The organism is Blastococcus sp. TF02A-26 (assembly GCF_003319125.1).
Classification (GTDB): Bacteria; Actinomycetota; Actinomycetes; order Mycobacteriales; family Geodermatophilaceae; genus Trujillonella.
In genome coordinates, this window is the sequence record NZ_QOHG01000022.1 from 44,815 (window position 1) to 69,524 (window position 24,710).

Here is a 24,710-nt window from a genome sequence, read left to right on the forward strand (position 1 = left end):
GGCCACCTCCCTCGCACCGGCGGTCTCCGGCCTCCCCCGCGCGGGGGAGTCAGGCCCCCGGGCGGACGATGCCGTGCTCGTAGGCGTGGATCACCGCGTGGATCCGATCGCGCAGGCCGAGCTTCATGAGCACGTTGCCGACGTGGGTCTTCACCGTGTGCTCGCTGACCACCAGCCGGGCGACGATCTCGGCGTTCGACAGTCCGCGCGCCAGCAGCTCGAGCGTCTCCTGCTCGCGGGCGGTGAGCGGTCCGGCCGGTGCGGGGGCGGGCGGTGCGGGCCGCGCGCGGACGAAGTCGGCCAGCAGTCGCCGGGTGACCGTGGGCGCCAGCAGTGCCTCGCCGCCGGCGACCACCCGGACGGCGGCGACGAGGTCGTCCCGGCCGACGTCCTTGAGCTGGAAGCCGCTGGCCCCCGCCTCCAGCGTGGCGTAGACGTACTCGTCGAGGTCGAAGGTCGTGAGCACGAGGACGCGCGTCGCCGGGTTCTCCGCCACGATCGCGCGGGTGGCGGCGATGCCGTCCAGGCGGGGCATCCGGATGTCCATGAGGACGACGTCCGGCCGCTCGCGGCGGGCGATCTCGACGGCCTCCTGCCCGTCGCCGGCCTCGCCGACGACGACGAGGTCGTCCTGGGCCTCGAGGATCATCCGAAAGCCGGCCCGGACCAGCTGCTGGTCGTCGGCCAGCAGCACCCGGGTGGTCACGGCTGCCGCACCGGGGTCAGCGGCAGCTCGGCGCGGACCCGCCACCCGCCGTCGGGAGAGGGCCCGGCCGTGACCGTGCCGCCGGCGGCCGCGGCCCGCTCGTGCATCCCCAGCAGGCCGCGCCCGGCCTCGGTCGAGGCGGTGGTCCCGAGCCCGTCGTCGGCCACGTCGATCAGCAACCGGCCGGCGGAGACCTCGACCCGGACGACGACCCGGGCCGGGCCCGCGTGCTTGACCACGTTGGTGAGCGCCTCCTGCACGATCCGGTAGCCGGCCAGGTCGATCGTGGACGACGCCGGCGGCAGCTCGCCGGTGATCCGCAGGTCGACGTCCACCCCGGCGCTCCGGACCGTCCCGACCAGCTCCGGGACCTGCGCCAGACCCGGTTGGGGCGCCAGCGGGGAGGCGACGTCCTCCCGGAGGACACCGAGCAGCCGGCGCAGCTCGGTCAGCGCGGAGCGCCCCGTCGCGCTGATCGCGTCGAACGCCTGGATCGCCCGGGCGGGGTCGCGCTCGACGACGACGGGTCCGGCCTCGGCCTGCACGACCATCATGCTGACGGAGTGGGCGAGCACGTCGTGCATCTCCCGGGCGATCCGGTTGCGCTCCTCGACCACGGCCTGCCGCGCCTCGGCGGCCCGGGTCCGCTCGAGCGAGGCGGCCCGCTCCTCGGCGCGGACGGCGGCCAGCCGGCGGTTGCGGGCGCCGTCGCCGAGCAGCCAGGCGGCGGCGAAGGTGAGCGCGGGGATCGTGAAGTCCTCGAGGTCGGCGTCGGCGCGGTCGACCACCAGGCTCAGGCTGATCGCGACCACGGCGGTGCCCGCGGCGAGCAGCGCCAGCCGGCGGCTGCCGTGGGCCGCGACGCTGTACAGGGCGACCAGCCCCGCGAAGAACACCGCCGGGTCGGGGACGTCGCTCAGGCCGTGCACCGTCGTGAGGACGCCGCACGCCAGGGCGACGGTGAACGGGAACCGGCGCCGCCACACCAGCGGCAGGCACTCGCCGACCACGAGCGCGTAGCCCCACAGCGGGACCGCCTCGCACCCGCAGCCGACCTGCCGCAGCAGCGGTTGCAGGGAGACGGTCAGGACCAGCACGGCCAGCAGCGTGTCGACCACGTAGGGGTGGTCGGTCCACTGGCGGCGCCAGTCGCCGCGGAGGCCCGTCATCCCCCGATCCTCCCAACCGCGGAGCTCCCCGGACTCCCTCGCGCGAGGGATCTACAGCTCGACCGAGGAGCCGTCCCGCCACTGCCGCAGCACCAGGTACCGGCCGTGCAGCGCGCCGCGGTCCCGGTGGCCGAAGCCGAGCAGCGTGCCCTCGTGCCCCTGCGCGGCGGGCAGCCACTTGACCGCCTCGAGGCCCTCGCGGACGCCGTCCCGGGTGCGCTCGGGCGCGCGAGCCAGGCCCTCGGCGACGAGCCGGCCCATGTCGTACTGGTAGGCGACGCTGAAGCCCGGACGGTCCCGCGACCCGAGCCGCTGGCGGAACGCCGCCAGGGTCGTGTTCCGGTCCGAGTGCATGTCCACGTACACCCAGCCGTCGATCACCCGGCCGAAGTCGGGGGCGTAGCCGCGCAGCCCGCAGGTGTTCATCACCTTCGGCCCGGCGAAGCCCGCGGCCGTCACCGCCCGCGCGACGGCGGGAGCGGCGAGCCCGAGACCGAGGTACATCACCGCGTCCGCGCCGCCGAGCACCGCGCCGACCTCCTCGGCGGCGTCGTCGGCCGAGACGGCGATCCCCGCCGTGCCGGAGAGCCGCAGGCCGAGCACGTCGGCCTCGTCCTGGAGGAACTGCAGGTGCCGGCGGCCGATGGGGGAGCGGTCGTGGACGACGCCGACCTGCCGCGCCCCGACCGCCGCGAGGTGCCGGGCGATGACCAGGGACTCGTCCTCGTGGGAGCCGACCTGGAGGTGGAACATCCACTCGCCGCGACCCCGCTCGGTGCCGGCCCAGTTGATCGTCGGCAGCCGGAACCGCTCGGCCAGCGGCGTCACGACCAGGGAGTTGTCTCCGATCGCGGGTCCCACCACCAGCAGCACGTCGTCGTCGGCGAGCCGGGCGTAGGCGCGCTCGACCGCGGCCGCCGTCCCCTCGGGCAGGCCGAGGCCGTAGGCGGGGACGAACTCCACCTCGCGGTCCAGCCGGCCGGCGTCGAGCAGCTCGTCGACCGCCACCTGCAGCAGGTCGGTCGGGTCGCCGGCCGGACCGCCGGGACCGGCCGCCATGTCGTTGAGCACTCCGACGCGGTAGGGCTCGGGCACGCGCACCTCCTGGGACGGGGGGCGTCAGTATGGGCAGGGGAGAGGGGAGGACGACGTGATCTCCGACGCCGAGGTACGGCTGCTGGGCCGCGGTGTCGCCATCCGCGAGCTCGGCGCGCACGACCACCCCGGCGACCTCGACGCGCACCTCGCCGACCATCCCGACGTCGTCGGCATGCTGGTGCTCGACCCCGATCCCGCCGGTGGCGCGTACGTGCGGGCCGTCGTCCGCCCGGACGCCGGGCCGGAGCGGCGGGCGTGGTTCGCGCGGTGGGTGGAGCAGCGGATCGACCGGTTCGGCGAGCACGGTCCGCACCCCGACGGCTGGCAGCGGCGGGAGATCGACGGCGGCTGGCTGCTGTGGGCCGAGGACGTGCAGCTCCCTCCGCTCTGAGCCGGGGCCGGGGCTTGTCGACAGCCTTGCGGTAGGGACAGGATCGGCGGTCGTGACGACCTACACCGCTGACCAGCTGTCCGTCCTCGAGGAGCTCCGGCAGCTCAAGGCGCGGTACTCCTACCTGCTCGACACGAAGCAGTGGGAGGTGTGGGCGACGCTGTTCACCGCGGACTTCCGCTGGGCGACGGAGAACGACCTGGCGGTCGAGGGGCGCGACGCGTTCGTGGAGATGGTGCGCGGCTCGATCGACGCGGTGCCGACCGTCCACCAGTTCCACGCCCCGGTGCTGGAGATCCTGTCGCCGACCACCGCGACCGGGCTGTGGCCGATGTTCGACTACGTGCAGTTCCCCGGCACGCCGCTGCAGGGCTACGGCTACTACCACGAGACCTACCGGCTGACCGGGGGCTCGTGGCAGATCTCGACGCAGTACCTGTCCCGGATCCGGCTGGACGTCCTCAGCGGCATCGAGTCGCAGCTGCAGACGACGTTCTCGCCGGTCGAGGGCGCCCGTGCGGCCACCGCCGCGCTGCCCGGCCTGGCGCGGTGAGCGAGGACCTCCGCGCCGAGGTGGCCGCGCTCTCCGCCCGGTTGCGCGAGCTGGAGGACCGGCAGGAGATCGCCCAGCTCGCCACCCGCTACGGGCCGGCCGTCGACGTCGGCGACCCCGAGGCGGCCGCCGCGCTGTGGGCGGAGGACGGCGTCTACGCAGCCCCGCCCTACGCGGTGTGGAGCGGCCGCGAGGCGATCGCGGGGATGGTCGCCGGCGGCCACCAGGACCTGATCCGCGCCGGCGCCGGGCACGTGCTCACCCCGCTGCACGTCGAGCTCGCCGGCGACGAGGCGTTCGGCTGGAACCACGCGATGAACGTGCAGTGGCGGGAGGCGGAGGGTCACTTCGTCGTCTTCCGGCTGTCGGCCAACGAGTGGCACTTCCGCCGCGGGCCGGAGGGGTGGCGGGTGGCGTCGCGGGTCAACCGGAACCTGGACGGCGCGTCCGAGGCACGAGAGCTGTTCCGGGGCAGCGCGCAGGCCGGCCGATGAGTTCCGAGGCGAGCCGAGGTCTGTCCTGAGACGCCGACGCTCGGCGACGGAGGAGGACCAGATGACCGCGGTGGACGGGGACCAGGCCCGGGCGTGGGTGGCACGGACCTACGAGGGCCTGGCCGACGTGCTGGAGTCCGGGCCCGCGGAGGCGTGGGACGCGCCCTCGCTCTGCGCGGGCTGGCAGCTGCGGCACGTCGTGGCGCACGTGTCGATGCCGGTGCGGCTCCCCCCCGAGCGGTTCGGCCTCGAGATGGCGGCAGCGGGCGGTGACTTCGGCGTCCTGTCGGACACCGTGGCCGACCGGGACGCCGTCCTCCCGGTCGCCGAGCACCTGGCCGCCTTGCGCTCACCGGTGCTGCACGCCTGGCAGCCGCCCGGCGGTGGTGCGGCGGGCGCCGTGAACCACGCCGTCATCCACTCGCTGGACGTCACCCTCGCCCTCGGCCGGCCGCCGGTCGCTCCGCCCGAGGCCGTGTCCGAGATCCTGCGGCAGCTGGACGCCGTCGACGGCTCCTGGTTCGGGGTGGACCCGACCGGGGTGCGGCTGGAGGCGACGGACACGACGTGGAGCCGGGGGGACGGCGAGGTCGTGCGGGGCGACAGCGGCGAGCTGGTCGCCCTGCTCGCCGGTCGGCGGCTCCCGGACGGGCGGGAGCTGGCGAAGCGCTGACCGGGTTGAGCCGGGCCGCCGTCCCTCGAGCCGTGCCGTGGTGCGGCCCCACCGACGCCCGACCGGCTCGACCCTCGCCGCGGCGGGTCGGTCAGGGCCGGGGGTTGGTGCGCGTCCAGCCGCGCTGGTCGCGGCGGGCGCCCATCCCGGCCGCGCAGCGACGGCACACGGCCTGGACCTCCTCGGCGTGCCGGCCGGACTCCGGCTGCACGTCGGCCCAGCCGACGTGCGGGAACCGGGTCAGCCCCGACCGCGAGAGCGAGAGCCCGCAGACGGTCTCGTTGCGGCCGCGCTCCCAGGCGTGCACCTCACCGGCCGGGTAGCGGATGCCGTCGTCGGGGTCCCGCCACTGATCGGCGGAAGCGACCGCCGCGTTGCGCACTGCCATGGCGCCGTCCTACCCAGGGACGGGGTGTCGCTAGGCAGACGCGAACGCGACGACCAGCGCGAGTGCGTCGAAGGTGGCGTGCGCCATCATCGCCGGCGCCAGGCGTCCGGTGGTGACCCGCACGAACGGAAGTCACCTGAGGGGGAGGGGAAGGGGACGGCGTCCCGCTCTTCCCACCTCAACGTATAGCGCAGGCGGGGGCTTGCGGCAAGACCCCGGTCCGGGCTCACACTCGCCCATCGTGCAGCCTCTGACCAGCGCTTTCGCCCTCCCCGACGAGCTCTCCCGCAAGGCCGACCCGGCGCTGATCGCCGCCGACGACCAGCACTTCGCCGCGATCGCCGACAGCCTCCAGCGGTCGATCGCCGACCTCTCCGAGCGGCTGGCCGCCGAGCGGCGCGCACCCGGCGGGACCGGGCAGGAGGCGCTGGACCGGGACCTGGAGGTCCATCGGCTCAGCGCCCGGCTGCGGGCCCTGCGCCGCTTCGGGCTGGACCTGTGCCTGGGCCGGATGGTCCGAGCGGACGGCGAGGCGGTGTACGTCGGCCGCCTCGGGCTCACCGACGACTCCGGGCGCCGGCTGCTGCTGGACTGGCGCTCACCGGCCGCGGCCCCGTTCTTCGGTGCCACCCACGCCGACCCGGCCGGGCTGGTCAGCCGCCGCCGGTACCGGTGGACCCGCGGCCGGATCACCGACTACTGGGACGAGGTCTTCACCGCCGACGGGCTGGAGGGCCACGCGGCGCTGGACGAACAGTCGGCGTTCATCGCGAGCCTCGGCACCAACCGCTCGGCGCGGATGCGCGACGTCCTCGGCACCATCCAGGCCGACCAGGACGCGATCATCCGGGCGGGGTCGCGCGGCGCGCTCGTCGTCGACGGCGGGCCCGGGACCGGCAAGACCGTCGTCGCCCTGCACCGGACGGCCTACCTGCTGTACTCCGACCCGCGGCTGGGTGCCGGCCGCGGCCGGGTGCTGTTCGTCGGCCCGCACGAGCCCTACCTGGCGTACGTGTCCGACGTCCTGCCCAGCCTGGGGGAGGACGGCGTGCAGACGTGCACGCTCCGCGACCTCGTCCCGCAGGGACGGACGGTGGGCGAGGAGACCGATCCCGCGGTCGCGAGCCTCAAGGCGGACCTGCGCATGGTGGCGGCAGTGGAGCCGGCGGTCCGGCTCTACGAGACGCCGCCGACCGGCCGCACCGAGGTGGTCACGCCGTGGGGGACCGTCGTGCTGGACGGCGGCGACTGGGCCGAGGCGTTCGACGCCCGCGATCCCGGCGCGCAGCACAACGAGGCCCGTGACCAGGTGTGGGAGGCGCTGCTGACCATCCTGCTGGACCAGCTCCGGGACGTGGAGGAGTCGGCCGAGGCCGAGGAGGAGTTCGACGCCTACGGGCTTGCCACGGCGGACCCCGACGAGGCGTACCGGCGTGCGCTGGCCGGGAACCGCGAGCTCGTCCGCGCCTTCGACCGGGCGTGGCCGTTGCTGGAGCCGGCCGACCTCGTCGCCGACCTCTGGTCGGTGCCGGCCTACCTGCGCCGGTGCGCACCGTGGCTGACCCGCGACGAGGTCGACCTGCTTCAGCGTTCGGACCCGGCTGCCTGGACGCTGTCGGACCTGCCGCTCCTGGACGCCGCCCGGCAGCGGATCGGGGATCCGGAGGTGGCCCGGCGCCGGCGACGGCAGGCGGCCGTGACCGCCGCGGAGCGTGCCCGGATGGCCGACGTCGTGGCGGACCTGATCACCACCGACGACTCCGACATGAAGGTGATGTCGATGCTGCGTGGCCAGGACCTGCGCGGAGCCCTGGTCGACGGTGACGCGCTGCCGGCGGCCGAGCCGGACCTCCTCGCCGGCCCGTTCGCGCACGTCGTGGTGGACGAGGCGCAGGAGCTGACCGACGCCGAGTGGTCGATGCTGCTGCGGCGCTGCCCCTCGGGGAGCTTCACGGTGGTGGGGGACCGGGCGCAGGCGCGGCACGGCTTCCCCGAGTCGTGGGCCTCGCGGCTGATGCGGGTCGGCCTGGGCGAGGTGCGGCTGGCGTCCCTGACGGTGAACTACCGGACGCCGGCGGAGGTCATGGCGGAGGCGGAGCCGGTGATCCGGGCGGTGCTGCCGGACGCCAACGTGCCGACGTCGATCCGGAGCAGCGGGCTCCCGGTGCGGTTCGGGGCGGTGTCGGAGCTGGAGTCGGTGGTCTCCGACTGGCTGGCCGAGCACGAGGAGGGCGTCGCCTGCGTGATCGGTGCTCCGTCGTTCCCCGGCTCTGCCCGGGTCCGGTCGCTGACGCCGGTGCTCGCGAAGGGGCTGGAGTTCGATCTCGTCGTCCTCGTGGACCCGGAGGAGTTCGGCACCGGCGTCGAGGGGGCGGTCGACCGCTACGTGGCGATGACGCGGGCGACGTCCCAGCTCGTCGTCCTCAGGAGTCCGTGACGTCTGCCTCGCGCAGCGACCGCACCATGCTCCGCAGGAGTCGGAGGGCCTGGGCCTGTTCCGTCGAGGTCAGGTTGGACAGCATCCTGACCTCGACGGACCGGACCGCCGCGCTGGCCCTCTCCAGGCTCCGTCGGCCGCGAGGCGTGAGCTGCGCAGGGAGGGTCTTCCCGACGGCTGCCTCCGCGGGCCGAGTCACGTAGCCGTCCCGTTCCAGCGTCTGGAGCAGCACGTTCATCGACTGCCGCGTCACGAACGCGCCACGGGCGAGTTCGGAGTTGGACAGGCCCGGTCGTTGCGCCAGGAGCTCGAGGCACGAGTAGTGCGTGATGGTCATCCCGAGCGGGCGCAGCACCTCCTCCATGGCTGCGCGCAGGGCGCTGGAGGCCTCCTTCAGCACGTAACCGAGGGAGGTCTGCAGGTCGATGCCGACACCGCCTTGACTCATGTCAGGATTCTGACATAGCGTCGCTGTGTCAGCTACCTGACACACCGAACGGAGAACCCCATGCCCGCCACCGGCCCCGACTTCATCTCCCTCCAGGCCCGTGATCTCGCCGCTTCCCAGGCGTTCTACGAGCGGTACCTCGGACTCGTGCGCTCGCCGGCCGGACCCCCGCACGCCGTCGTCTTCCGGACTGAGCCGATCGCGTTCGCCCTCCGCGACGTCGTGCCGGGCACCGATCTCGCCTCGGTAGCCCAGCCGGGCATCGGTGCCGCGATCTGGCTCCACGCCACGGACGTCCAGGGCATCCACGATGCTCTCGTCGCCGACGGTCACACCGTCGTCTCCGCGCCGTTCGACGGGCCGTTCGGTCGGACGTTCACCTTCGCCGACCCCGACGGCTACCAGGTCACCCTCCACGACCGCGCCGGATGAGCGGACGGCTCGGCTCGCGGATGTCGAGAACGGGAGACCGGCTCCGTCCCAGGGTTGTAGCGCCACGATGGGCGCCGGACCGGAGGAGAGAGACATGGCCAAGTACCTGCTGCTCAAGCACTACCGCGGCGCACCGGCTGCGGTGAACGACGTGCGGATGGACCAGTGGACGCCGGAGGAGGTCACCGCCCACATCCAGTACATGAACGACTTCGCGGCCAAGCTGGAGGAGAGCGGCGAGTACGTCGACGGCCAGGCGCTGGCACCCGACGGCATGTGGGTCCGCTTCGACGGCGAGGGCCGCCCGCCGGTCACCGACGGTCCGTTCGCCGAGACCAAGGACCTGATCGCCGGCTACATGATCATCGACGTGGACGGTCCCGAGCGGGCGATCGAGCTGGCCGGGGAGCTGTCCGCTGCGCCGGGCGCGGGCGGGAAGCCGCTCCACGAGTGGCTGGAGGTCCGGCCGCTCTACGGCGAGCCGCCGCTGATCTCGGAGTGAGCGACTCGCTGGACGAGGCCCTCCTGCGGGGCCTCGTCCCGGGGGTGCTCGGCGTCCTCGTCCGCCGCGGAGCCGACTTCGCCGCGGCCGAGGACGCCGTCCAGGAGGCGCTGGTCGAGGCGGTCCGGAGCTGGCCGGCCGATCCGCCGCTGGACCCGCGCGGCTGGCTGGTCACCGTGGCCTGGCGCCGGTTCCTCGACGCCACCCGGTCCGACGCCGCCCGCCGGCGGCGGGAGGACGTCGTCGACGTCGAGCCGGAGCCCGGACCGGTGCCCGACGTCGACGACTCGCTGCACCTGTACTTCCTCTGCGCGCACCCGTCGCTGTCGCCGTCCTCGGCGGTGGCGCTGACGTTGCGCGCCGTCGGCGGGCTGACCACCCGGCAGATCGCCGCGGCCTACCTCGTCCCCGAGGCGACGATGGCGCAGCGGATCAGCCGGGCGAAGCGGACGGTCGCCGGCGTGCGGCTGGACCAGCCGGGTGACGTCGGCACCGTGCTGCGGGTGCTCTACCTGGTGTTCAACGAGGGCTACTCGGGGGACGTCGACCTGGTCGCCGAGGCGATCCGGCTGACCCGGCAGCTCGCGGCGGTGATGGACCACCCGGAGGTGGCCGGGCTGCTCGCGCTGATGCTGCTGCACTCGGCCCGGCGCCCGGCGAGGACCGCACCGGACGGGAGCCTGGTGCCCCTGGCGTCGCAGGACCGGACCCGCTGGGACACCGCGGCGATCGCCGAGGGCGTGCAGATCCTGCAGACGGCGCTCTCCCGCGACCGGCTGGGGGAGTACCAGGCCCAAGCGGCGATCGCCGCCCTGCACGCGGACGCCCGCACCGCCGAGGAGACCGACTGGGTGCAGATCGTCGAGTGGTACGACGAGCTCGTGCGGCTGACCGGCAGCCCCGTCGTCCGGCTCAACCGGGCGGTGGCGGTGGGGGAGGCCGACGGACCGCACGCCGGTCTCGCCGCGCTGGCCGAGCTTGACCCGTCGCTGCCGCGGTACGCCGCGGTCTCGGCGCACCTGCACGAGCGCGCCGGGCAGCTGTCGACGGCGGCGCGGTTCTACGCGGAGGCGGCGGTCAAGGCCACGGACCTGGCCGAGCGCGACCACCTGACCCGGCAGGCAGCCCGACTCAACACGTCGTCGGGCGGTTAGACGGTCGGGTCGCCCTCCGGCACCTCGGTCGCCACGACCTCGGCCACGTCGGCGTCCTCGCCGGACAGCCCCTCGGCCTCCTCGTGCTCGTCGTGGAAGGCCAGCCAGCGCATCCCGAGGGCCTCGCGCTTCTCGTCGTCGACGGCGTCCTTGAACGGCGGGAAGAAGTCCGTCTCCTCCTCGGCCATGTGGTCGGCGTTGACCTGCCGCGCGTTCCGCACCGCCTCCCACCAGCCGTCGCTGCCGAGCTCGTGATCGTCGACGGCCGCGGCCGCGTGCCGGATCGCGTTGTGGTCGTGCACGCCCTCGGCCGTCTCCTCCTCGCCATCGGCCTCCTGGGCGAGGAGCGGGTAGAACAGCTCCTCCTCGGCGACGGCGTGCACCTCGAGCCGCGCGGCCAGGGCCGTCCACGCGTCGGCCAGCTCCTGACCGGTCAGGTCCTCCAGGGCACCGAAGTCGCGCCGGAAGATCTCGTGCTCGGCCAGGACGAGGGCGGTGATCTCGAAGTCGGACATGCCCGGCCCCTACCCCGCTCCGAGGGCGGTCAGGCGGGCGCGACCCGATCGTCCGCGATCCACGTGACGAGGGCGCGCAGCGGAGCGGGTACCTCGGCGACCGTCAGCTCGGCGGCCAGCGCGCCGGCCAGCAACTCCTTGCGGCCGGACGTCGTGCCGGCGAACCGGTGCAGCTGCTCGGGCAGCGGACGGCCGCGCCAGGCGGGCTGGTTCTGCAGGACGGCGAGCCGGTGGGTGAGGCCGAGCCGGTCGAGCACGTCCACGACCCGTTCCGGGCCCAGCGCGCGGATGAGCTCGTCCTCCAGGTCGGTGTCGCAGACGGTGAACCCGTGCGCGGGCAGATCCACCGCTCCGCGCACGCCCAGCGCGCGGACGACGACCGCGACCTCGCCGGCATCGCACATCCCGAGCACCCGGACCCCCGGCTCGGCGTCCAGCACCTCCAGGTGCCGGCGGATGCCGGTGACCCCACCCATGTCGACCAGCCGGCAGGCGTCGTCGGCCAGGCCGGAGGTCCGGGCGACCGCGCGAACGGCCGCGACGTCGCTGCGACCCTCGAGCAGGACGACCGTCGTCATGCGTCCAGCGTCTGCCAGGGCTCGCCGGTCCACGGCTGCCGGCTGTGCTGCAGGCGCAGCTCGCCCGGCCGCGCCTCGATCAGCTCGGCGAAGACCGTGGCCCAGACACGGCCGTCCTCCTCGTGCCGGACGAGGAGCGATCCGGGGTCGTCCTGCGGTGGGTTCGCCCGGACCAGCTCCCGCCAGCCGTCGGCGAAGCCGGCCGCCGCGAAGTCGGCGAGGTAGCGGTCGGCCTTGTGGTCCTCGGGGCCGCCGCTGGTGAGCATGTGGGTGCCCAGCGGGTGCTCGGTCACGACGAGGTCGGAGCCGTCGAAGTCCCAGGTGACGGCTCGGTCCGGTGCCGCCAGGAGGAGCGCGAAGCTGGCCATGCCGCGGAGATCGACGTGGTCGAGCCAGTCGGCGCCGTGCCGAGCGGCCAGCAGCGGGAGGACGCCGCGGCTCGGGGCGCCCGGGTCGGCCTCGCGCTTGGCCGGCCGGTTGACCACCAGCGCCGTCGTCCCGGTGCCGACGTCCGTGGCGCACCAGGTGCCACCAGCGGTGCGGTCACGCCCGCCGACGACGCCCGGGAACTCCGGCCACCAGGCCCCCGGGTCGTCGAACTCGCGGGCAGTCGACTCGTCGCGGATGGCGAGGATCTGCACCGGCCGTCCCTCGGACCGGCGGACGACGACGGTGCACACGCCGCCATCGTGGCAGCCGATGGCGTTCACCCGTCCGGCGGACCTGGGGCCCCGTCGCGGCGACGTCTCTGGTCCTCGGGTCGTCTCACCCCTACCTTGCGCGTCGGGGGCGGACCAAGGAGCTGTCATCGTGTCTTCGAAGCGCCCGGCCGGACTGGCCGTCGTCGTCCTCGCCGTCGTCGCGTTCGTCGTCGGAGCCGTCTCACCGGCATCCGCCGCGACGTCGGCCGCCGACTCGTTCAGCCGCACCGTCTCGAACGGGCTCGGAACGGCGGACGGCGGAGGAGCCTGGTCGCTCGTCGGCCCGTCCGGCCGCTTCTCCGTCGGCGGGGGGACCGCCCGGCTCTCGCTGTCCGCGGCGACCGAGCTCACCGCCACCCTCGCCACCACCACCATCCGCGACACGGACGTCGTCGCCACCGTCGGGATGACGGCGCTCGCCCGGAACGGCAGCGTCTACCAGGGCGTCCTCGCCCGCCGCACCGGGGCCACCGAGTACGCGGGCCGGGTCATCGTCTCCTCCACCGGCGCCGTCACGGTCAACCTCATGGCCGGCCAGACGAGCCTGCGGTCCGCGGTCGTCCCCGGCCTCACCGTCGCGGCGGGCACCGGCGTGCGGATCCGCCTGCAGGTCACCGGCGTGCACCCGACGACGGTCCGCGCGCGGGCCTGGCGGGTCGGTGCCGCCGAGCCCACCACCTGGCAGGTGTCCACCACGGACGGCACGGCGGCCCTGCAGACCGCCGGCGCCGTCGGCATCCGTGCCTACCTGGGGTCGGGCACCACGAACGGGCCGATCGTCAGCACGGTCGACGACCTCGTCGCGAGGTCGCTCGCCCCGGTCAACGCGGCTCCGACCGCGAGCTTCACCGCGACGCCGTCCGGGGCCACCGTCGCCTTCGACGCCACCGGGTCGAGGGACGCCGACGGCAGCATCGCCTCGTACGCCTGGACGTTCGGAGACGGCACGAGCGGCACCGGCGCCCGCCCGGCCCACACCTACGCAGCGCCGGGCACGTACACGGTCGGCCTGACGGTGACGGACAACGCGGGGGCGACGGCGTCGACGAGCAGGTCGGTGACCGTGACGCCGGCCGGCAACCGGGCACCAGTGCCGACGCTGCTCCAGGAGTCCAACGCCACGAGCGCGAGCTTCTGGGGTGACCGGTCGACCGACCCCGACGGGACGGTCGTCGCCCACCACTGGGCCTTCGGGGACGGGACGACCGGCACGGGGGCCGCGGTGACGCACACCTACGCGACGCCGGGCAGCTTCGACGTCACGCTCACGGTCACCGACGACAGGGGTGCGACCGCCGCCGTCACCCGCCGGATCTCGGTCTACGCGGCCGGGACGCGACCGACGCAGGCCCAGTGGCTGGCCGACCTGACGCCCGCCGTCGACGGGGGCATCGCCCACTTGGAGGCGAGCGCCTCGGTGCCCCGGCCGGCGATCGTGCTCGACATCGACAACACCTCGCTGCAGAGCTACTACGGCAACGCGGCCGCGGTCCCGGCGGTGCTCGAGTTCCAGCGGGCAGCGATCGCGCGGGGGTACACGATCCTCTTCGCCACCGGCCGCAGCGCCGACACCGGAGGCACCCTCTGGCAGCTGCAGCAGGCCGGCTACCGCGTGGACGCGCTGTGCTTCCGCGACCCCGCGGCCACGTCGACGCAGGCGTCGAAGACCGCCTGCCGGGCAGCGTGGACGGCGCAGGGCTACACGATCGTCGCGAACCGCACGACCGACCTGCTCGGAGGCAACTCCGGACAGCAGTACCTGCTGCCGAACTACGGCTTCCTCGACTGAGGCCGCACCGGATACCCGGCCGGGACGACCGGCTGCCGGAGGACGGTGCGCTGCTTCTCGGGGGCGACCCTGCGGAGGTCGCTCAGGTAGATCTCGTGGTGCTTGCCCGTCATCCGGAAGCCGTGGCCCGGGATGAACTCCTCGTGCAGGTGGGCGAGCACCTCCGCCTCGCTGTCGAAGGTGCCGACGTGCAGGGTCTGGACGCAGCGGCCCTCCGACAGCGTCTCCGTGCGGACGTCGTCCAGGCGGGCCGGCCGGCTCTTCGCGGCAACCCGCTCGATGGCCGTCGCGACGGCGTCCTCGCCGAGCCACTCGGGGACCATGAGCATCAGCGTCCAGTCCCAGCGCGACTTGTCGCGGGCCGCCGTGAAGGAGGCCATGTCCTCGGCCCACCACAGCCCCTCGAGGGGCGGGACGACGTAGTCGCGGCCGAGGTCGGTCCTGCTGGCGAACTTCACCGCGTAGGCCACGGGGTAGAGGGCGGCGACCGCCTCGGCGAAGGCCGGTGACGTGTTCGGGTCGCCGTGCCCGTCGATCATCAGGTACCGGGTGTCGGGCACGTCGAGGACGCGGATCTCGCCGCGCCGGGCCTGGTAGGCGTCGAGCGTTCGCTTGAGGTCGACCTTGTCCGCCACGGCACCCTCCGAGGACGACGGGGCCGCCATCGTGTCAGCCGGTGGCGGTCCCGAGTCGGCGCAACCGGTCGCGCAGGTGGTGCTGCTCGGCGGCGTTGACCGTCGCGGCGATCGCCGCACGGTAGACCTCGGCGGCCTCAGCGCCCCGGCCGGACCGCTCGAGCAGGTGCGCGCGGACGGCGTCGGCACGGGGGAGGCGGGGGTGCCGGGCGACGAGGTCACCGAGTGCGGACAGTGCCGCCTCGGGACCGCGCAGCATCGCCTCGGCGACGATCCGGTTGAGCGTGACCGTCGGGTTCCCGGTGAGCCGCTCGAGCAGCGTGTAGAGCAGGTGGATCTCGGCCCAGTCGGTCGACTCCGTGTCCGCGGCGGCGGCGTGCAGACCGGCGATGCACGCCTGCAGCAGGTACGGCCCGGGGGAGGCGCCGGGCGTGACCACGTCGAGCAGCGCCAGGCCCTCGGTGACCAGTGCGCCGTCCCACCTCGACCGGTCCTGCTCGTCGAGCGGCACCAGCCGGCCGCCGGGACCCACGCGCGCCGGGTGGCGGGCCTCGGTCAGCAGCATGAGCGCGAGCAGCCCGGCGACCTCGGTGGAGCCGGGCACCGCCCGCCGGAGCAACCGGGCGAGGTGGATGGCCTCCGCGGCGAGGTCGGCGTCACGGGCCGGTGCACCGGTGGTCGTGTGGTGGGCCTCGGTGAACATGACGTAGAGGACGTCGAGCACGGGGGCCAGCCGCGGGTCGCCGGTCTCGGGGCGCTGCAGGCGGCCTGCCTCGGCGAGCCGGCGCTTCGCGCGGGTGATCCGCTGGGCGATGGTCGCCTCGGGGACCTGGTAGGCGTTCGCGATCTGGGCCGTGCTGAGTCCGGCGACCGCCCGCAGGGTCAGCGCGACCTGCTGCGACCGCGGCAGGTCGGGGGAGCAGCAGAGCTGCAGCAGCAGGAGGGCGTCGTCGCTCTGCGTCGCCGCGCCGTCCACGGGTGCGGACAGCCGCGCCGTCCGCTCCTCCCGGTCGCGGCGGCGGGCGTCGCTGCGCACGAGGTCGACGTAGCGACGGCGCGCGGTGGCGACCAGCCAGGCCTGCGGGTCGGCCGGCGGATCGGTGGCCCACTGGCGGTGCGCGTCGAGGAGGGCCTCCTGGACGGCGTCCTCGCACAGGTCGAACTGGGCGCTGCCGTGGGTGCGGACGAGCCGGGCGAGGGTCTGCGGCGCCAGCTCCCGCCACAGACCCTCGCCGACCGTCGTCATCCGTCGCCCAGGTCGGCGAAGACGACGGGACGGACCTCCAGGGCCAGGCCGGGGATCCTCGCGTCGGGGATCTGGAGCGCGAGCTCGACGGCGCGGGCCTCGTCCTCGACGTCGAGCAGGTAGAAGCCGCCCATGAACTCCTTGGACTCGACGAACGGGCCGTCGGTCACCTCCGGCCGGTCGCCGCCGCGGACGACCTTCGACCGGCTCGGGTCACCGAGCGCCTGGGTGGCGATGAACTCGCCGCTTCCCTTGGTCGCGGCCATGAAGGCCTGGTGCCCGTCGCCGATCATCTGCTGCTGCTCCGCGGTGAGCTGCTCCAGCACGGCCGGGTCGACCTGCATCAGGATCACGTACTTCACGTCGTCCTCCTCGTCGGGTGGCCACCCGCCGTGGGTGGCGCGCTCCCTGGTCGTCACCGGGTCTGCGGATACGACAGCGAGGAGAGGACTTTCTCAGCGGACGTGGACCGGCTGGACGATGCCGGGCAGCTCCTCGCCGTCGGGCCCGTCGAGGCGCGGGTCGTCGATCGTGGACCCGCCCAGGAGCATGCCGACCAGCACCGCCGCGAGGACGACGAGGGCGACCAGGACCCCGACGATCCACGGCCAGGTCGAGAAGCGGCGCTCGCGGCGGGGACGCGCGCTGACGGTGACCTTGACCGGTTCCGGCGTGCCGAACTCGATCGTGGGCTGGCGGATCGCCGGCGACGGGCGGGGCAGGTCCACCGTCGCGTGGTCGTCGGGGTGGTCGGGCCGCGGCGGCGGCCGATTCAGCCGGACGGTCGGGTCGGGCGGTGTGGACATGCCTCCTCAGGTGCCCGCCCGACCGCGCCGTCACGCGCGATCCGGCTGCCGGAGCTCGCGAGCGGCCGCGGTGAGGACGGCGTCGCGGACACGGTCGAGCGTGGCCGAGCGCATCTTCCACTGCTGCCAGTGGAGGACGACGTCGACCGCGCCGGTCCGGTCCAGCTCGACGAGGTCGCCGTCCCGGGCCTGGAGGTCGGGGACCATGCCCCAGCCCAGGCCGAGCGTGACCGCGGCGACGTAGTCCGCGGAGGCGGGCACGTAGTGCGCGGGCGGGGTCCCGGCCACCGCGCGCCGGCGGAGGTGGTCGTGCTGCAGGTCGTCCTTGCGGTCGAAGACGACGACCGGGGCGACGGCCAGCGCCTCGGGGGTCGGGCCGTCGGGGAACCAGCGGTCGGCGAAGGCCGGCGTGGCCATCGGGCGGTAGCGCATGGCGCCGAGCGGGGTGGAGGTGCAGCCGGGCAGCGGTGCGGCCTCGGCGGTGACCGCGGCCATGACGGTGCCCGCGCGGAGCAGGGCGCTGGTGTGCTCCTGGTCCTCGCGGTGCAGGTCGAACGCGACGTCGCCGGCGAGCGGGGCGAGTGCCGGCAGCACCCAGGTGGCCATGGAGTCGGCGTTGACGGCGATGGGGAGGGTGGGGACGTCGCCGTCGTCCGTGCCGCCGAGCTCGCGGGTGACGTCGGCGGCGAGCAGGTCGACCTGGCGGGCGAGGCGCAGCACCGCCTGGCCGGACTCGGTCACCCGCACCGGCTTGGAGCGCACGAGCAGGACCCGGCCGGTGCTCACCTCCAGTGCGCGGAGCCGCTGGCTGATGGCCGACGGGGTGACGTGCAGCGCCCGGGCGGCCGCCTCGAGCGTCCCCTCGCGGACGGTGGCGTCGAGTGCCCGGAGCTGGCCGAGGTCGAGGTCCATGGACAGCAACGCTAACGACGCGTCAGTTTCTTTAGCTGGACCGGTGTCTCGCGACTTCCTAGCGTCGATCCGTGCTCACCTCCGCGGCGCTCGTGGCCGCCGTCTCCGGACTCGCCCTCGGCCTCGGGTTGATCGTCGCGATCGGCGCGCAGAACGCGTTCGTGCTGCGGCAGGGGCTGCGGCTGGAGCACGTGGCCGCGGTGGTGGCGGTGTGCGCGCTGTCGGACCTCGCGCTGATCTTCGCCGGCGTGCTGGGGGCGGGGGAGGTGCTGGAGCGGGTGACGTGGCTGGTACCGGTCGTGTGCTTCGCTGGAGCGGCGTTCCTGCTCGGGTACGGGGCGCTGGCGGCGCGGCGGGCACTGCGACCCGGCGTGCTGCTGTCGGACGCGGCCGGCGTGGGGGCGGGGCTCGCGGTCACGGTGGGCACGTGCCTGGCGCTGACCTGGCTGAACCCGCACGTGTACCTGGACACCGTCGTGCTGCTCGGGTCGACCGCCTCGACCTACGGGGACGAGCGGTGGGCGTTCGCGGTCGGTGCGGGGATCGGCAGCATCGTGTGGTTCACCGGTCTCGGCTTCGGCGCGCGGCTGCTGCGGCCGGTGTTCGCCCGGCCCACGGCGTGGCGGGTGCTGGACGCCGTCATCGCGCTGGTGATGACGCTGCTGGCGGTGTCGCTGGTCGTCCGCGGCATCGCCGAGCTTTGAGTCTGCCAAGCCCGCGAAGCTTCAGTCGTCGATCAGACCGGCAAACAAGTCCTCGACGTCAAGTTCCTTCGCCAGAGCTGCAGCCAGCGCCCTCTTGTTGTTAGTCAGCCCGTCGTGCGGGCAAAGGGTGTCGTCGCCGTTCTTGTCGACCCACGGCTCCTTGGGCCCTTTGCCCAGCTTCGCGTTCTCGGCCGAGCGATAGGCATACCGTCGAACCTCTCTGCTGGCACGCCGCACGTCTTCGCGCTCGGTTGCAAGTGCTAGAGCCAACTGCGTCAGTCCGCGCTGCTCGTGCAGCTCGGCCAGCTTCCCGCGGATGCTGTCGTCATCCGGCGCTCGCAAGAGTGCCCACGCGTAGTGCTCGGTCGCGGTGATGACCGATAGAAAGGCAACCGCGGCGGCCTTCACGCGGTCCGCGTGTGCGTTGCGACGTTGCTCCTTCTCGGCGGCGCGAGCTTGCCACCGTGTGAGCAGTCCACCGAGTCCGACGCCGACGAGCCCTCCGATGAGACCGATCCAGGCGTCGCCCACCCACCATGAATACCGGCGTTGTCGGCCGCTTCTGTGCAGACACGCGGGTCCTGTGGGAAAGCGGCGCTTGCAGCAGTGACGCCACGAAGCGGAGTCGTCCGAAATGTTCACCCGGGGGCTGTCCCGCGGCCGTCCTCCGCCGTCATGATGCGCGGCATGTCGACCCCTGGGCCCGCCGCCCTCGCTCTCTCGCGCCGCACCGTCCTGAAGGGTGGCCTGGCCGCCGCGGCCTTCACCTTCCTGGGCGGCTGCACGTCCGACGAGGCCCGCGAGCAGGTGGACCAGACGGCCCGCTCGGGTGTCTTCGCGTTCGGGGTGGCCAGCGGCGACCCGACCGCCACGGAGGTCCTGCTGTGGACGCGGGTCACGCCGACCGAGGAGGCCACGCCGGGCAGCGGTCGCGGTCCGGAGGTGACCGTGGAGTGGGAGGTCGCCGCCGACGAGGACTTCAACGACATCGTCGCGTCGGGCGAGGCCCGGACCGACGCGTCCCGTGACCACACGGTGAAGGTGGTCGTCGAGGACCTGGAGACCTACACGCGGTACTTCTACCGGTTCCGCTACGAGGGGTCGACGTCGCCGGTCGGCCGCACCCAGACCTCCCCGGACGAGCCGGGGACGACGCACGCGTTGCGCCTGGCGTTCGCCTCGTGCAGCAACTACACGGGCGGCTACTTCACCGCCTACCGCGGCATCGCGGCCCGCGACGACCTGGACTTCGTCCTGCACCTCGGTGACTACGTCTACGAGTACGGCAACGGTCCGGAGGAGGCCGGCGCGACCGGGGACGGGGAGCGGTACGGGCCGCCGGAGCTCGTCGGGGTGCGCGACGTCCAGCCCCTGACCGAGACCGTCTCGCTGGAGGACTACCGGCTGCGCCACGCGCTCTACAAGAGCGACCCCGACCTGCAGGCGGCGCACCTGCGCTTTCCCTGGATCACCATCCTCGACGACCACGAGGTCACCAACGACGCCTACGCCACCGGCGCGGAGAACCACGAGGAGCAGGACGACCCGCAGACCGAGTACACGGGGCCCGGCGCCGCGGAGGGGGTCTTCCCCGAGGGCGACTTCCTCGCCCGCCGGGAAGCCGCCTACCAGGCGTACTTCGAGTGGATGCCGATCCGCGAGCCGGAGACCTGGCAGCCCGAGGACCACCAGGGGACGCAGTTCTTCCGGCGCTTCACGTTCGGCGACCTGGCCGAGCTGTCGGTGATCGAGACCCGGCAGAACCGCAGCCAGCAGGTGCCCGCGGTAGTGGACGGCGTGGCGAATCCGGCACTGGCCGACCCGGAACGCCACCTGCCCGAGCCGGAGCAGATGGCCTGGCTGACCAGCGGCCTGCAGTCGGGTCGGACCGCGTGGCACCTGGTGGGCAACCAGACCGTCGTCGCCCGGGTCTACTCGCCGTTCGCGCCGGCGACGGTGTTCAGCGCCGACCAGTGGGACGGCTACCAGGCCGACCAGGCCACGCTGCTGGAGGCGATGGCGGGCAGCGGTGACACCGACCCGGTCGTCCTGACCGGCGACATCCACTCCTCGTGGGCCAACGACCTGCCCCGCGACCTGACCGCCTACCCGGCCGACGGCAACAGCGTGGGGGTCGAGTTCGTCTGCCCGTCGGTGACCAGCGACGGGTTCAAGGAGACCCTCGGCTCGGTGGAGACGGCGAACGCCGCCATCGCCGCGGGCCAGGCGCTCAACCCGTGGGTGCGCTACCTGGAGGGCGTCGGTCACGGGTTCGCCGTCCTCGACGTGACGCCGGAGCGGGTGCAGACCGACTTCTGGTTCATCCAGAGCGGCGGGGACAAGGGCCTGTCCACCGATCCGCGGCTGGACCCGGACGCGACCGTGGGCTTCGAGGCTGCGTGGCAGTCCGTCAAGGGGTCGCGCAAGGTGACGCCCGCGGCCGGCGAGCTCGGCGCGCGGAGCGACGAGCCCCGGAGCGCGTAGCCGTACCGGCGTCGATCGGTTGTGCGCGATCGGTCTCGGGTAGGCCTCGGGGACACCACCCCACGAGCTCCCGGAGGACCCCGTGCACTCGCTCACCGAGCGCTTCACCGCCGCCCTGCACCACCTCGACGCCGAGGGCGACGCCCAGCAGCTGGTCGACCTGACCGGCGACGACGCGACGCTATTCAAGCTCCACCAGGACAACGAGGCGCGTGGCCGCGACGGTGCGAAGCAGTTCTGGGAGGACTACCGCCACGTCTTTGGTGAGCTGGAGACGACCTTCACCTCCAGCACCGTGGGCGAGACGACCGCCGCGCTGGAGTGGGAGTCACGGGGCACGCTCCGCAGCGGCCGGCCCTTCACCTACCGGGGCGTCACGGTGATCGAGGGCGACGGCAGCGACGACGGCCTGCTCACCGGCGTGCGCACCTACTACGACTCGGCTGCGTTCCTGCAGGAGCCCGCCGGTACGTCCTGACTTTCAGCGGCGGGGGCCGCGGGCGTAGCCGGGCTCGCCCCGCAGCCGCCGGCCGCGAGAGCCGAAGGACTCCTCGTTGACGCCGCGGCGGAACCCCGGACGGGTCGGTCGTTCGGCGAGGGAGGGGAAGGGCCCGGGCTGGCAGTGCGGGCACCACCAGGTCTCGCGGGTGTAGGGCTTGCCGGTGACGGCGTCGCGGAAGCCGACCGGTGTGCCGCACCGGCGGCACGGCCGCTCGGCCCGGCCGTAGACCCAGTGGGTCTCGCCCCAGCGGGTGTTGCCGGTGGTGACCTGACCGGGGTGGTCGAGCGAGTGCTGCATCATCCGGCGCGCGAGGCGGACCGTGGCGCGGAGGTCGACGTCGCGCACCGGCGTCCAGGGGGAGTAGCCCCGGAGGAAGCAGGTCTCGACGGCCCAGAGGTTGCCGATGCCGGCGAGGTTCCGCTGGTCCAGCAGGGCCTCGACGAGCGGCGCCTCGGGGTCGCGCAGCAGGCGGTCGACGGCGACGTCCTCGTCCCAGGAGGGTCCGAGCAGGTCCGGTCCGAGGTGGCCGATGACGTCGTCCTCTTTGGCGGTCTCGAGGAGTTCGAGCACCGGCATGCGCAGCGCGTAGGCGGTCGGGCCGTCGGTCTCGAGGACGAGCCGGATCTCGTCGTCGAAGGTGCGCGGGAGCCGCTTACCCGGGCCGACGACCTGCCAGGCGCCGTCCATCTTGAAGTGGGTGTGCAGCGTCAACCCGCCGCTGAAGCGGGTGAGCATGTGCTTGCCGTAGGAGTCGAACGCGGTGATGCTGCGGCCCGCGAGGTCGGCCGTCGCGAGCTGCGGGACGCGGAAGTCGCTGCGGACGACGGTGCGGCCGACCAGGTGCCCGCGCATCCGCCGGGCGGCCTTCCAGACACTGTCTCCCTCCGGCACGCCTCCATGGTGCCCGCCGACGCCCGTGCCCGCCGTCGTGCTGAGCATGCAGTGGCTCGGGCGGTCTGGGCTCGAGGCCTAGCGATGGGTGCGCCGTGGAGCACGTCGGAATCGGTTCAAGGCTGCGTGCGGTGATCGGTCCCCGCGAGACTAGGAACATGAGTGATGCTGGCGCGCTGCGCAGCAGTTCCGTCTTTCTCGGTGTCGATCTCGGTTGGTCAACCGGTGCCACAGGGCTGGCGGCCGTCGACGACACGGGCCGCCTTACGGCATCTGCGTGTGTCGAGACCGACGATGAGATCGCGGAATGGATAGGGCTGCAGCTCGGGCATGTCGTCGTCGCCGCTGTCGACGCCCCCCTGATCGTGCCTAACGCGACTGGTCAACGCGTTCCCGAGAAGCTCATAGGTCAGGCATTCGGAGGTTTCGGGGCGTCCGCTCACACCTCCAACCACGCTCGCTTTCCCGCAGGCGACACGCGGGCTATGAGGTTCGCTCAGCGTTTCGGATTGGCGGTGGATCCCCGAACGCCCACTGGCGGTGACGTTGGCGTCTGCATCGAGGTCTATCCGCATCCTGCGCTTGTGGGGCTGTTCGGGCTCCCGTACCGCTTGGACTACAAGAAGGGCAACGATCAACGACGGGCGCCCGGATTCCGGTTATTCGTGCAGCACCTCGAATCCATCCCGGAGCTGGCACTCCTTAGTAATCCGCGGTGGGCGGAACTCAGACAGTCGATCGCCGCGCCGCGCCGCGGTGACCTCACCCGCGTTGAGGACGAACTAGACGCAATCGTCTGTGCTCACCTCGCGTGGCTGTGGCACCACCGGCGCACCGCGCTGGAGGTCTACGGCGACGTCGAAGTCGGATACATCGTCGCGCCGCCCCCGCCGCTGCACCGACCACAGCGACCCGAACGACGGGGCGAAGTCGCCAGCGAGCTTGCGTCCGACCGCATCGAGCGGGTGGTCCGCGGCAGGCCCATCGACCGCTCAGATGGAGCCGGCGGCGGTGACGGCGTGACAGAGGCCGGCCCGACGGCGTTCCGCGACCAGTCCTTGGTCTCCGACTGCCGATGCGGCTGTCACGAGCAGGTGAGCCCGGGCGCCCGGTACCGACCGGGGCACGACGCCCGGCACGCCTCGCAGGTCGGTCGGGCGATGATCGCAGCGGGCGCTGAGGACCCCGCCCTGCTTGCCACGCTGCCGAGCGAGGCGCTCCGGGCGAAGGCCCGGGCAATGCTGGACCGGTCCGCGTCGCGAGGCCGGCCGCAACCGGAGGGTGGGGTCTCCCGCCTCAGCTCCCTTCAAGAGGGGCCGGCTGTGCGATTGGAGACGCCACCGGCGGTGATGGCCGTGGGCCCTGGCACCTGGCACGACTCGAACCCGACGACCAAGGCCGCCTGGCCGGTCGCCGTGGATGCTTGGATCCAGGCCACTCCGACCATTCTCGAAAGGGTCGCAGCCACCTATGGCGGCTCGATCACCTACGAGCAGCTCGCTCACCAGTTGTTCGACGAGACCGGCTACCGGACCCGGATGCTGCTGGGCCAATGGATCGGCCAGGTACTCGGACCCGTGCAGGCCGCCACGCTCACCGGGGGCAAGCCCCCGTTGTCATCGCTGGTCGTAACGGCGGCGACTGGTGGCGTGGGCGACGGGTACGTCAACCATGAGCACCCCGACGGCTTCGCCTCGTTCGCCGAGCGGCAGCATGCCGCCGCCGTCGATCGCCTCACGTGCTACCGCACGTACTGCGATCATGTCCCCGGGGACGCGGCACCACAGATGACGCCGCTTTACATCGCTAAGCAAACGTCGCGGTAGAGGCTGCCCCCGTGCGCGAACGATGTTCGCTCTCGTCTCGGAACACGGTCGGAGCGCTGTTCGGAGTGCGGTGACCCGCGCAGCGGAAAGAGGGGTCGTAACGGATTACATCTGGCCTCCGGAGGATTAACTAGGCTTTCTCCGGTTGCGCTGGCAGGTGTTTCGACCTGCGGCTACATATGGAGCGGGTGACCGGGATCGAACCGGCATGGCCAGCTTGGAAGGCCGGAGCTGGCTGACAGGTGTTCGCCCTGGTCAGCGGCCGTATTGAGCGCCATCGGGAGATCCCTTCATCCTTGAGCTGTCCTTTGGCCCTCCACCGCGGCACTCATGGCTGCGGCGAGGGATCTGTCGCGTTCTGCTTCTGCCCGCTGGTACTTCATGGCAGCCGCCACTGACGAGTGACCGAGTCGGTGCATCAGCTCTTTGACGGTCGCGCCCTGACGCGCGGCCGCCGTTGCGCTGAAGGCACGCAGGTCATGGAAGGTCGCACGCTCAGGAAGACGGGCAGCGGCCTTGGCTGGCTGCCACACACCTCGGTTGAAGGTGGGGACTGCTGCAGCTTCGGTTGACGGCGGTTGGGACTGATCATGCCGCGATGGCGGCCTGAGTGGTGAAGGCGAGTTCGTACTCGACCGGGGTGAGCTTGCCCAGGGCGCGTTGGCGTCGTCGGCGG

General features: G+C 73.2%; 29 protein-coding genes. 13 read left to right on the forward strand and 16 right to left on the reverse strand.

Going from position 1 to position 24,710, the window contains the following annotated elements; translation table 11 throughout:
* Nucleotides 1–49 precede the first annotated feature (49 nt).
* From DQ240_RS20100 to DQ240_RS20110, 3 genes are read right to left on the reverse strand one after another with little or no spacing between them, the layout of a single operon-like run.
* A complete protein-coding gene (locus tag DQ240_RS20100; RefSeq protein ID WP_113841489.1) occupies nucleotides 50–706 on the reverse strand; it encodes a response regulator transcription factor in 657 nt (218 codons plus the stop codon).
* The gene (locus DQ240_RS20105; protein ID WP_113841490.1) at nucleotides 703–1,875 is read right to left on the reverse strand and encodes a sensor histidine kinase; all 1,173 of its coding nucleotides are present in this window, start codon (nucleotides 1,873–1,875) and stop codon (nucleotides 703–705) included. Before DQ240_RS20105 ends, DQ240_RS20100 begins: the two co-directional genes overlap by 4 nt.
* Nucleotides 1,876–1,926: 51 nt before the next feature.
* Nucleotides 1,927–2,970 carry an ABC transporter substrate-binding protein gene (locus DQ240_RS20110; RefSeq protein WP_113841491.1) on the reverse strand — a complete coding sequence of 348 codons (1,044 nt, stop codon included), beginning with the start codon at nucleotides 2,968–2,970 and terminating at the stop codon, nucleotides 1,927–1,929.
* A gap of 55 nt (nucleotides 2,971–3,025) precedes the next feature.
* On the opposite strand from DQ240_RS20110, the gene DQ240_RS23440 reads away from it, so the two are divergent.
* From DQ240_RS23440 to DQ240_RS20125, 4 genes are all read left to right on the forward strand, one after another.
* Nucleotides 3,026–3,364 (forward strand): hypothetical protein, encoded by a 339-nt coding sequence (locus DQ240_RS23440; protein WP_158548820.1) that lies wholly within the window; start codon nucleotides 3,026–3,028, stop codon nucleotides 3,362–3,364.
* A gap of 52 nt (nucleotides 3,365–3,416) precedes the next feature.
* Entirely contained in the window at nucleotides 3,417–3,917 is a 501-nt protein-coding gene (locus DQ240_RS23445; RefSeq protein ID WP_158548821.1) for a nuclear transport factor 2 family protein, read from the forward strand.
* The gene (locus DQ240_RS20120; RefSeq protein WP_113841493.1) at nucleotides 3,914–4,411 is read left to right on the forward strand and encodes a nuclear transport factor 2 family protein; all 498 of its coding nucleotides are present in this window, start codon (nucleotides 3,914–3,916) and stop codon (nucleotides 4,409–4,411) included. The genes DQ240_RS23445 and DQ240_RS20120 overlap by 4 nt, the downstream gene beginning before the upstream one ends.
* A gap of 61 nt (nucleotides 4,412–4,472) precedes the next feature.
* A complete protein-coding gene (locus DQ240_RS20125; RefSeq protein WP_113841494.1) occupies nucleotides 4,473–5,084 on the forward strand; it encodes a maleylpyruvate isomerase family mycothiol-dependent enzyme in 612 nt (203 codons plus the stop codon).
* Nucleotides 5,085–5,175: 91 nt separating this feature from the next.
* On the opposite strand, the gene DQ240_RS20130 is transcribed toward DQ240_RS20125, so the two are convergent.
* Nucleotides 5,176–5,472 carry a hypothetical protein gene (locus tag DQ240_RS20130; protein ID WP_113841495.1) on the reverse strand — a complete coding sequence of 99 codons (297 nt, stop codon included), beginning with the start codon at nucleotides 5,470–5,472 and terminating at the stop codon, nucleotides 5,176–5,178.
* Nucleotides 5,473–5,713: 241 nt separating this feature from the next.
* Here DQ240_RS20130 and helR point away from each other — a divergent pair, with 241 nt between their 5' ends.
* Complete coding sequence (gene helR / locus DQ240_RS20135; RefSeq protein WP_233498849.1) at nucleotides 5,714–7,909, forward strand: RNA polymerase recycling motor ATPase HelR; 2,196 nt, start codon at nucleotides 5,714–5,716, stop codon at nucleotides 7,907–7,909.
* Here helR and DQ240_RS20140 read toward each other — a convergent pair.
* Nucleotides 7,896–8,357 (reverse strand): MarR family winged helix-turn-helix transcriptional regulator, encoded by a 462-nt coding sequence (locus DQ240_RS20140; RefSeq protein ID WP_113841496.1) that lies wholly within the window; start codon nucleotides 8,355–8,357, stop codon nucleotides 7,896–7,898. The two genes, helR and DQ240_RS20140, sit on opposite strands and share 14 nt — an antisense overlap.
* A 60-nt stretch (nucleotides 8,358–8,417) precedes the next feature.
* On the opposite strand from DQ240_RS20140, the gene DQ240_RS20145 reads away from it, so the two are divergent.
* The 3 genes from DQ240_RS20145 (at nucleotide 8,418) to DQ240_RS20155 (ending at nucleotide 10,445) form a co-directional block, all read left to right on the forward strand.
* Nucleotides 8,418–8,789 (forward strand): VOC family protein, encoded by a 372-nt coding sequence (locus DQ240_RS20145; protein WP_113841497.1) that lies wholly within the window; start codon nucleotides 8,418–8,420, stop codon nucleotides 8,787–8,789.
* A 94-nt stretch (nucleotides 8,790–8,883) separates the two neighbouring features.
* Complete coding sequence (locus DQ240_RS20150) at nucleotides 8,884–9,291, forward strand: YciI family protein (RefSeq protein ID WP_113841498.1); 408 nt, start codon at nucleotides 8,884–8,886, stop codon at nucleotides 9,289–9,291.
* Nucleotides 9,288–10,445 (forward strand): RNA polymerase sigma factor, encoded by a 1,158-nt coding sequence (locus DQ240_RS20155; protein WP_199589423.1) that lies wholly within the window; start codon nucleotides 9,288–9,290, stop codon nucleotides 10,443–10,445. Before DQ240_RS20150 ends, DQ240_RS20155 begins: the two co-directional genes overlap by 4 nt.
* On the opposite strand, the gene DQ240_RS20160 is transcribed toward DQ240_RS20155, so the two are convergent.
* The 3 genes from DQ240_RS20160 to DQ240_RS20170 are packed head-to-tail and all read right to left on the reverse strand — an operon-like array spanning nucleotide 10,442 to nucleotide 12,218.
* On the reverse strand, nucleotides 10,442–10,960 hold the full coding sequence (locus DQ240_RS20160) for a hemerythrin domain-containing protein (RefSeq protein ID WP_113841499.1): 519 nt from the start codon (nucleotides 10,958–10,960) through the stop codon (nucleotides 10,442–10,444). The two genes, DQ240_RS20155 and DQ240_RS20160, sit on opposite strands and share 4 nt — an antisense overlap.
* Nucleotides 10,961–10,989: 29 nt before the next feature.
* A complete protein-coding gene (locus DQ240_RS20165) occupies nucleotides 10,990–11,538 on the reverse strand; it encodes a hypothetical protein (protein ID WP_113841500.1) in 549 nt (182 codons plus the stop codon).
* Nucleotides 11,535–12,218 (reverse strand): NRDE family protein, encoded by a 684-nt coding sequence (locus DQ240_RS20170; RefSeq protein WP_233498850.1) that lies wholly within the window; start codon nucleotides 12,216–12,218, stop codon nucleotides 11,535–11,537. The genes DQ240_RS20165 and DQ240_RS20170 overlap by 4 nt, the downstream gene beginning before the upstream one ends.
* A 130-nt stretch (nucleotides 12,219–12,348) precedes the next feature.
* Between DQ240_RS20170 and DQ240_RS20175 the strand changes: the two genes are divergently transcribed.
* Nucleotides 12,349–14,028: a PKD domain-containing protein gene (locus DQ240_RS20175; protein ID WP_113841502.1), complete on the forward strand. Its 1,680-nt coding sequence runs from the start codon at nucleotides 12,349–12,351 to the stop codon at nucleotides 14,026–14,028.
* Here DQ240_RS20175 and DQ240_RS20180 read toward each other — a convergent pair.
* Genes DQ240_RS20180 through DQ240_RS20200 form a run of 5 tightly spaced genes read right to left on the reverse strand, consistent with a single transcriptional unit; the run spans nucleotide 14,010 to nucleotide 17,627 of the window.
* Nucleotides 14,010–14,663, reverse strand: coding sequence for a GyrI-like domain-containing protein (locus tag DQ240_RS20180; protein WP_199589424.1), 654 nt, complete (start codon nucleotides 14,661–14,663; stop codon nucleotides 14,010–14,012). The two genes, DQ240_RS20175 and DQ240_RS20180, sit on opposite strands and share 19 nt — an antisense overlap.
* 34 nt (nucleotides 14,664–14,697) lie before the next feature.
* The gene (locus tag DQ240_RS20185; RefSeq protein WP_113841504.1) at nucleotides 14,698–15,909 is read right to left on the reverse strand and encodes an RNA polymerase sigma factor; all 1,212 of its coding nucleotides are present in this window, start codon (nucleotides 15,907–15,909) and stop codon (nucleotides 14,698–14,700) included.
* Nucleotides 15,906–16,328: a YciI family protein gene (locus tag DQ240_RS20190; RefSeq protein WP_233498851.1), complete on the reverse strand. Its 423-nt coding sequence runs from the start codon at nucleotides 16,326–16,328 to the stop codon at nucleotides 15,906–15,908. The genes DQ240_RS20185 and DQ240_RS20190 overlap by 4 nt, the downstream gene beginning before the upstream one ends.
* Nucleotides 16,329–16,364: 36 nt before the next feature.
* The gene (locus DQ240_RS20195) at nucleotides 16,365–16,715 is read right to left on the reverse strand and encodes a hypothetical protein (RefSeq protein WP_113841506.1); all 351 of its coding nucleotides are present in this window, start codon (nucleotides 16,713–16,715) and stop codon (nucleotides 16,365–16,367) included.
* Nucleotides 16,716–16,745: 30 nt separating this feature from the next.
* Nucleotides 16,746–17,627 carry a LysR family transcriptional regulator ArgP gene (locus tag DQ240_RS20200; RefSeq protein ID WP_113841507.1) on the reverse strand — a complete coding sequence of 294 codons (882 nt, stop codon included), beginning with the start codon at nucleotides 17,625–17,627 and terminating at the stop codon, nucleotides 16,746–16,748.
* A gap of 71 nt (nucleotides 17,628–17,698) precedes the next feature.
* On the opposite strand from DQ240_RS20200, the gene DQ240_RS20205 reads away from it, so the two are divergent.
* Entirely contained in the window at nucleotides 17,699–18,331 is a 633-nt protein-coding gene (locus DQ240_RS20205; RefSeq protein WP_113841508.1) for a LysE/ArgO family amino acid transporter, read from the forward strand.
* A 21-nt stretch (nucleotides 18,332–18,352) separates the two neighbouring features.
* Here DQ240_RS20205 and DQ240_RS20210 read toward each other — a convergent pair whose 3' ends face one another.
* Nucleotides 18,353–18,862 carry a hypothetical protein gene (locus DQ240_RS20210; RefSeq protein ID WP_147262045.1) on the reverse strand — a complete coding sequence of 170 codons (510 nt, stop codon included), beginning with the start codon at nucleotides 18,860–18,862 and terminating at the stop codon, nucleotides 18,353–18,355.
* Between the two features lie 156 nt (nucleotides 18,863–19,018).
* Between DQ240_RS20210 and DQ240_RS20215 the strand changes: the two genes are divergently transcribed.
* Both DQ240_RS20215 and DQ240_RS20220 read left to right on the forward strand, forming a co-directional pair.
* Nucleotides 19,019–20,815: an alkaline phosphatase gene (locus DQ240_RS20215; RefSeq protein WP_113841510.1), complete on the forward strand. Its 1,797-nt coding sequence runs from the start codon at nucleotides 19,019–19,021 to the stop codon at nucleotides 20,813–20,815.
* 82 nt (nucleotides 20,816–20,897) lie between these two features.
* Nucleotides 20,898–21,293, forward strand: coding sequence for a nuclear transport factor 2 family protein (locus DQ240_RS20220; protein WP_113841511.1), 396 nt, complete (start codon nucleotides 20,898–20,900; stop codon nucleotides 21,291–21,293).
* Between the two features lie 3 nt (nucleotides 21,294–21,296).
* Here the strand turns inward: DQ240_RS20220 and DQ240_RS20225 are convergent, their stop codons facing one another.
* Nucleotides 21,297–22,208 carry a DNA-formamidopyrimidine glycosylase family protein gene (locus DQ240_RS20225; RefSeq protein ID WP_113841512.1) on the reverse strand — a complete coding sequence of 304 codons (912 nt, stop codon included), beginning with the start codon at nucleotides 22,206–22,208 and terminating at the stop codon, nucleotides 21,297–21,299.
* 158 nt (nucleotides 22,209–22,366) lie between these two features.
* On the opposite strand from DQ240_RS20225, the gene DQ240_RS20230 reads away from it, so the two are divergent.
* Complete coding sequence (locus DQ240_RS20230; RefSeq protein ID WP_147262046.1) at nucleotides 22,367–24,034, forward strand: DUF429 domain-containing protein; 1,668 nt, start codon at nucleotides 22,367–22,369, stop codon at nucleotides 24,032–24,034.
* Nucleotides 24,035–24,324: 290 nt separating this feature from the next.
* Here the strand turns inward: DQ240_RS20230 and DQ240_RS24120 are convergent, their stop codons facing one another.
* Nucleotides 24,325–24,567 (reverse strand): site-specific integrase, encoded by a 243-nt coding sequence (locus DQ240_RS24120; protein ID WP_233498853.1) that lies wholly within the window; start codon nucleotides 24,565–24,567, stop codon nucleotides 24,325–24,327.
* Nucleotides 24,568–24,710 lie beyond the last annotated feature (143 nt).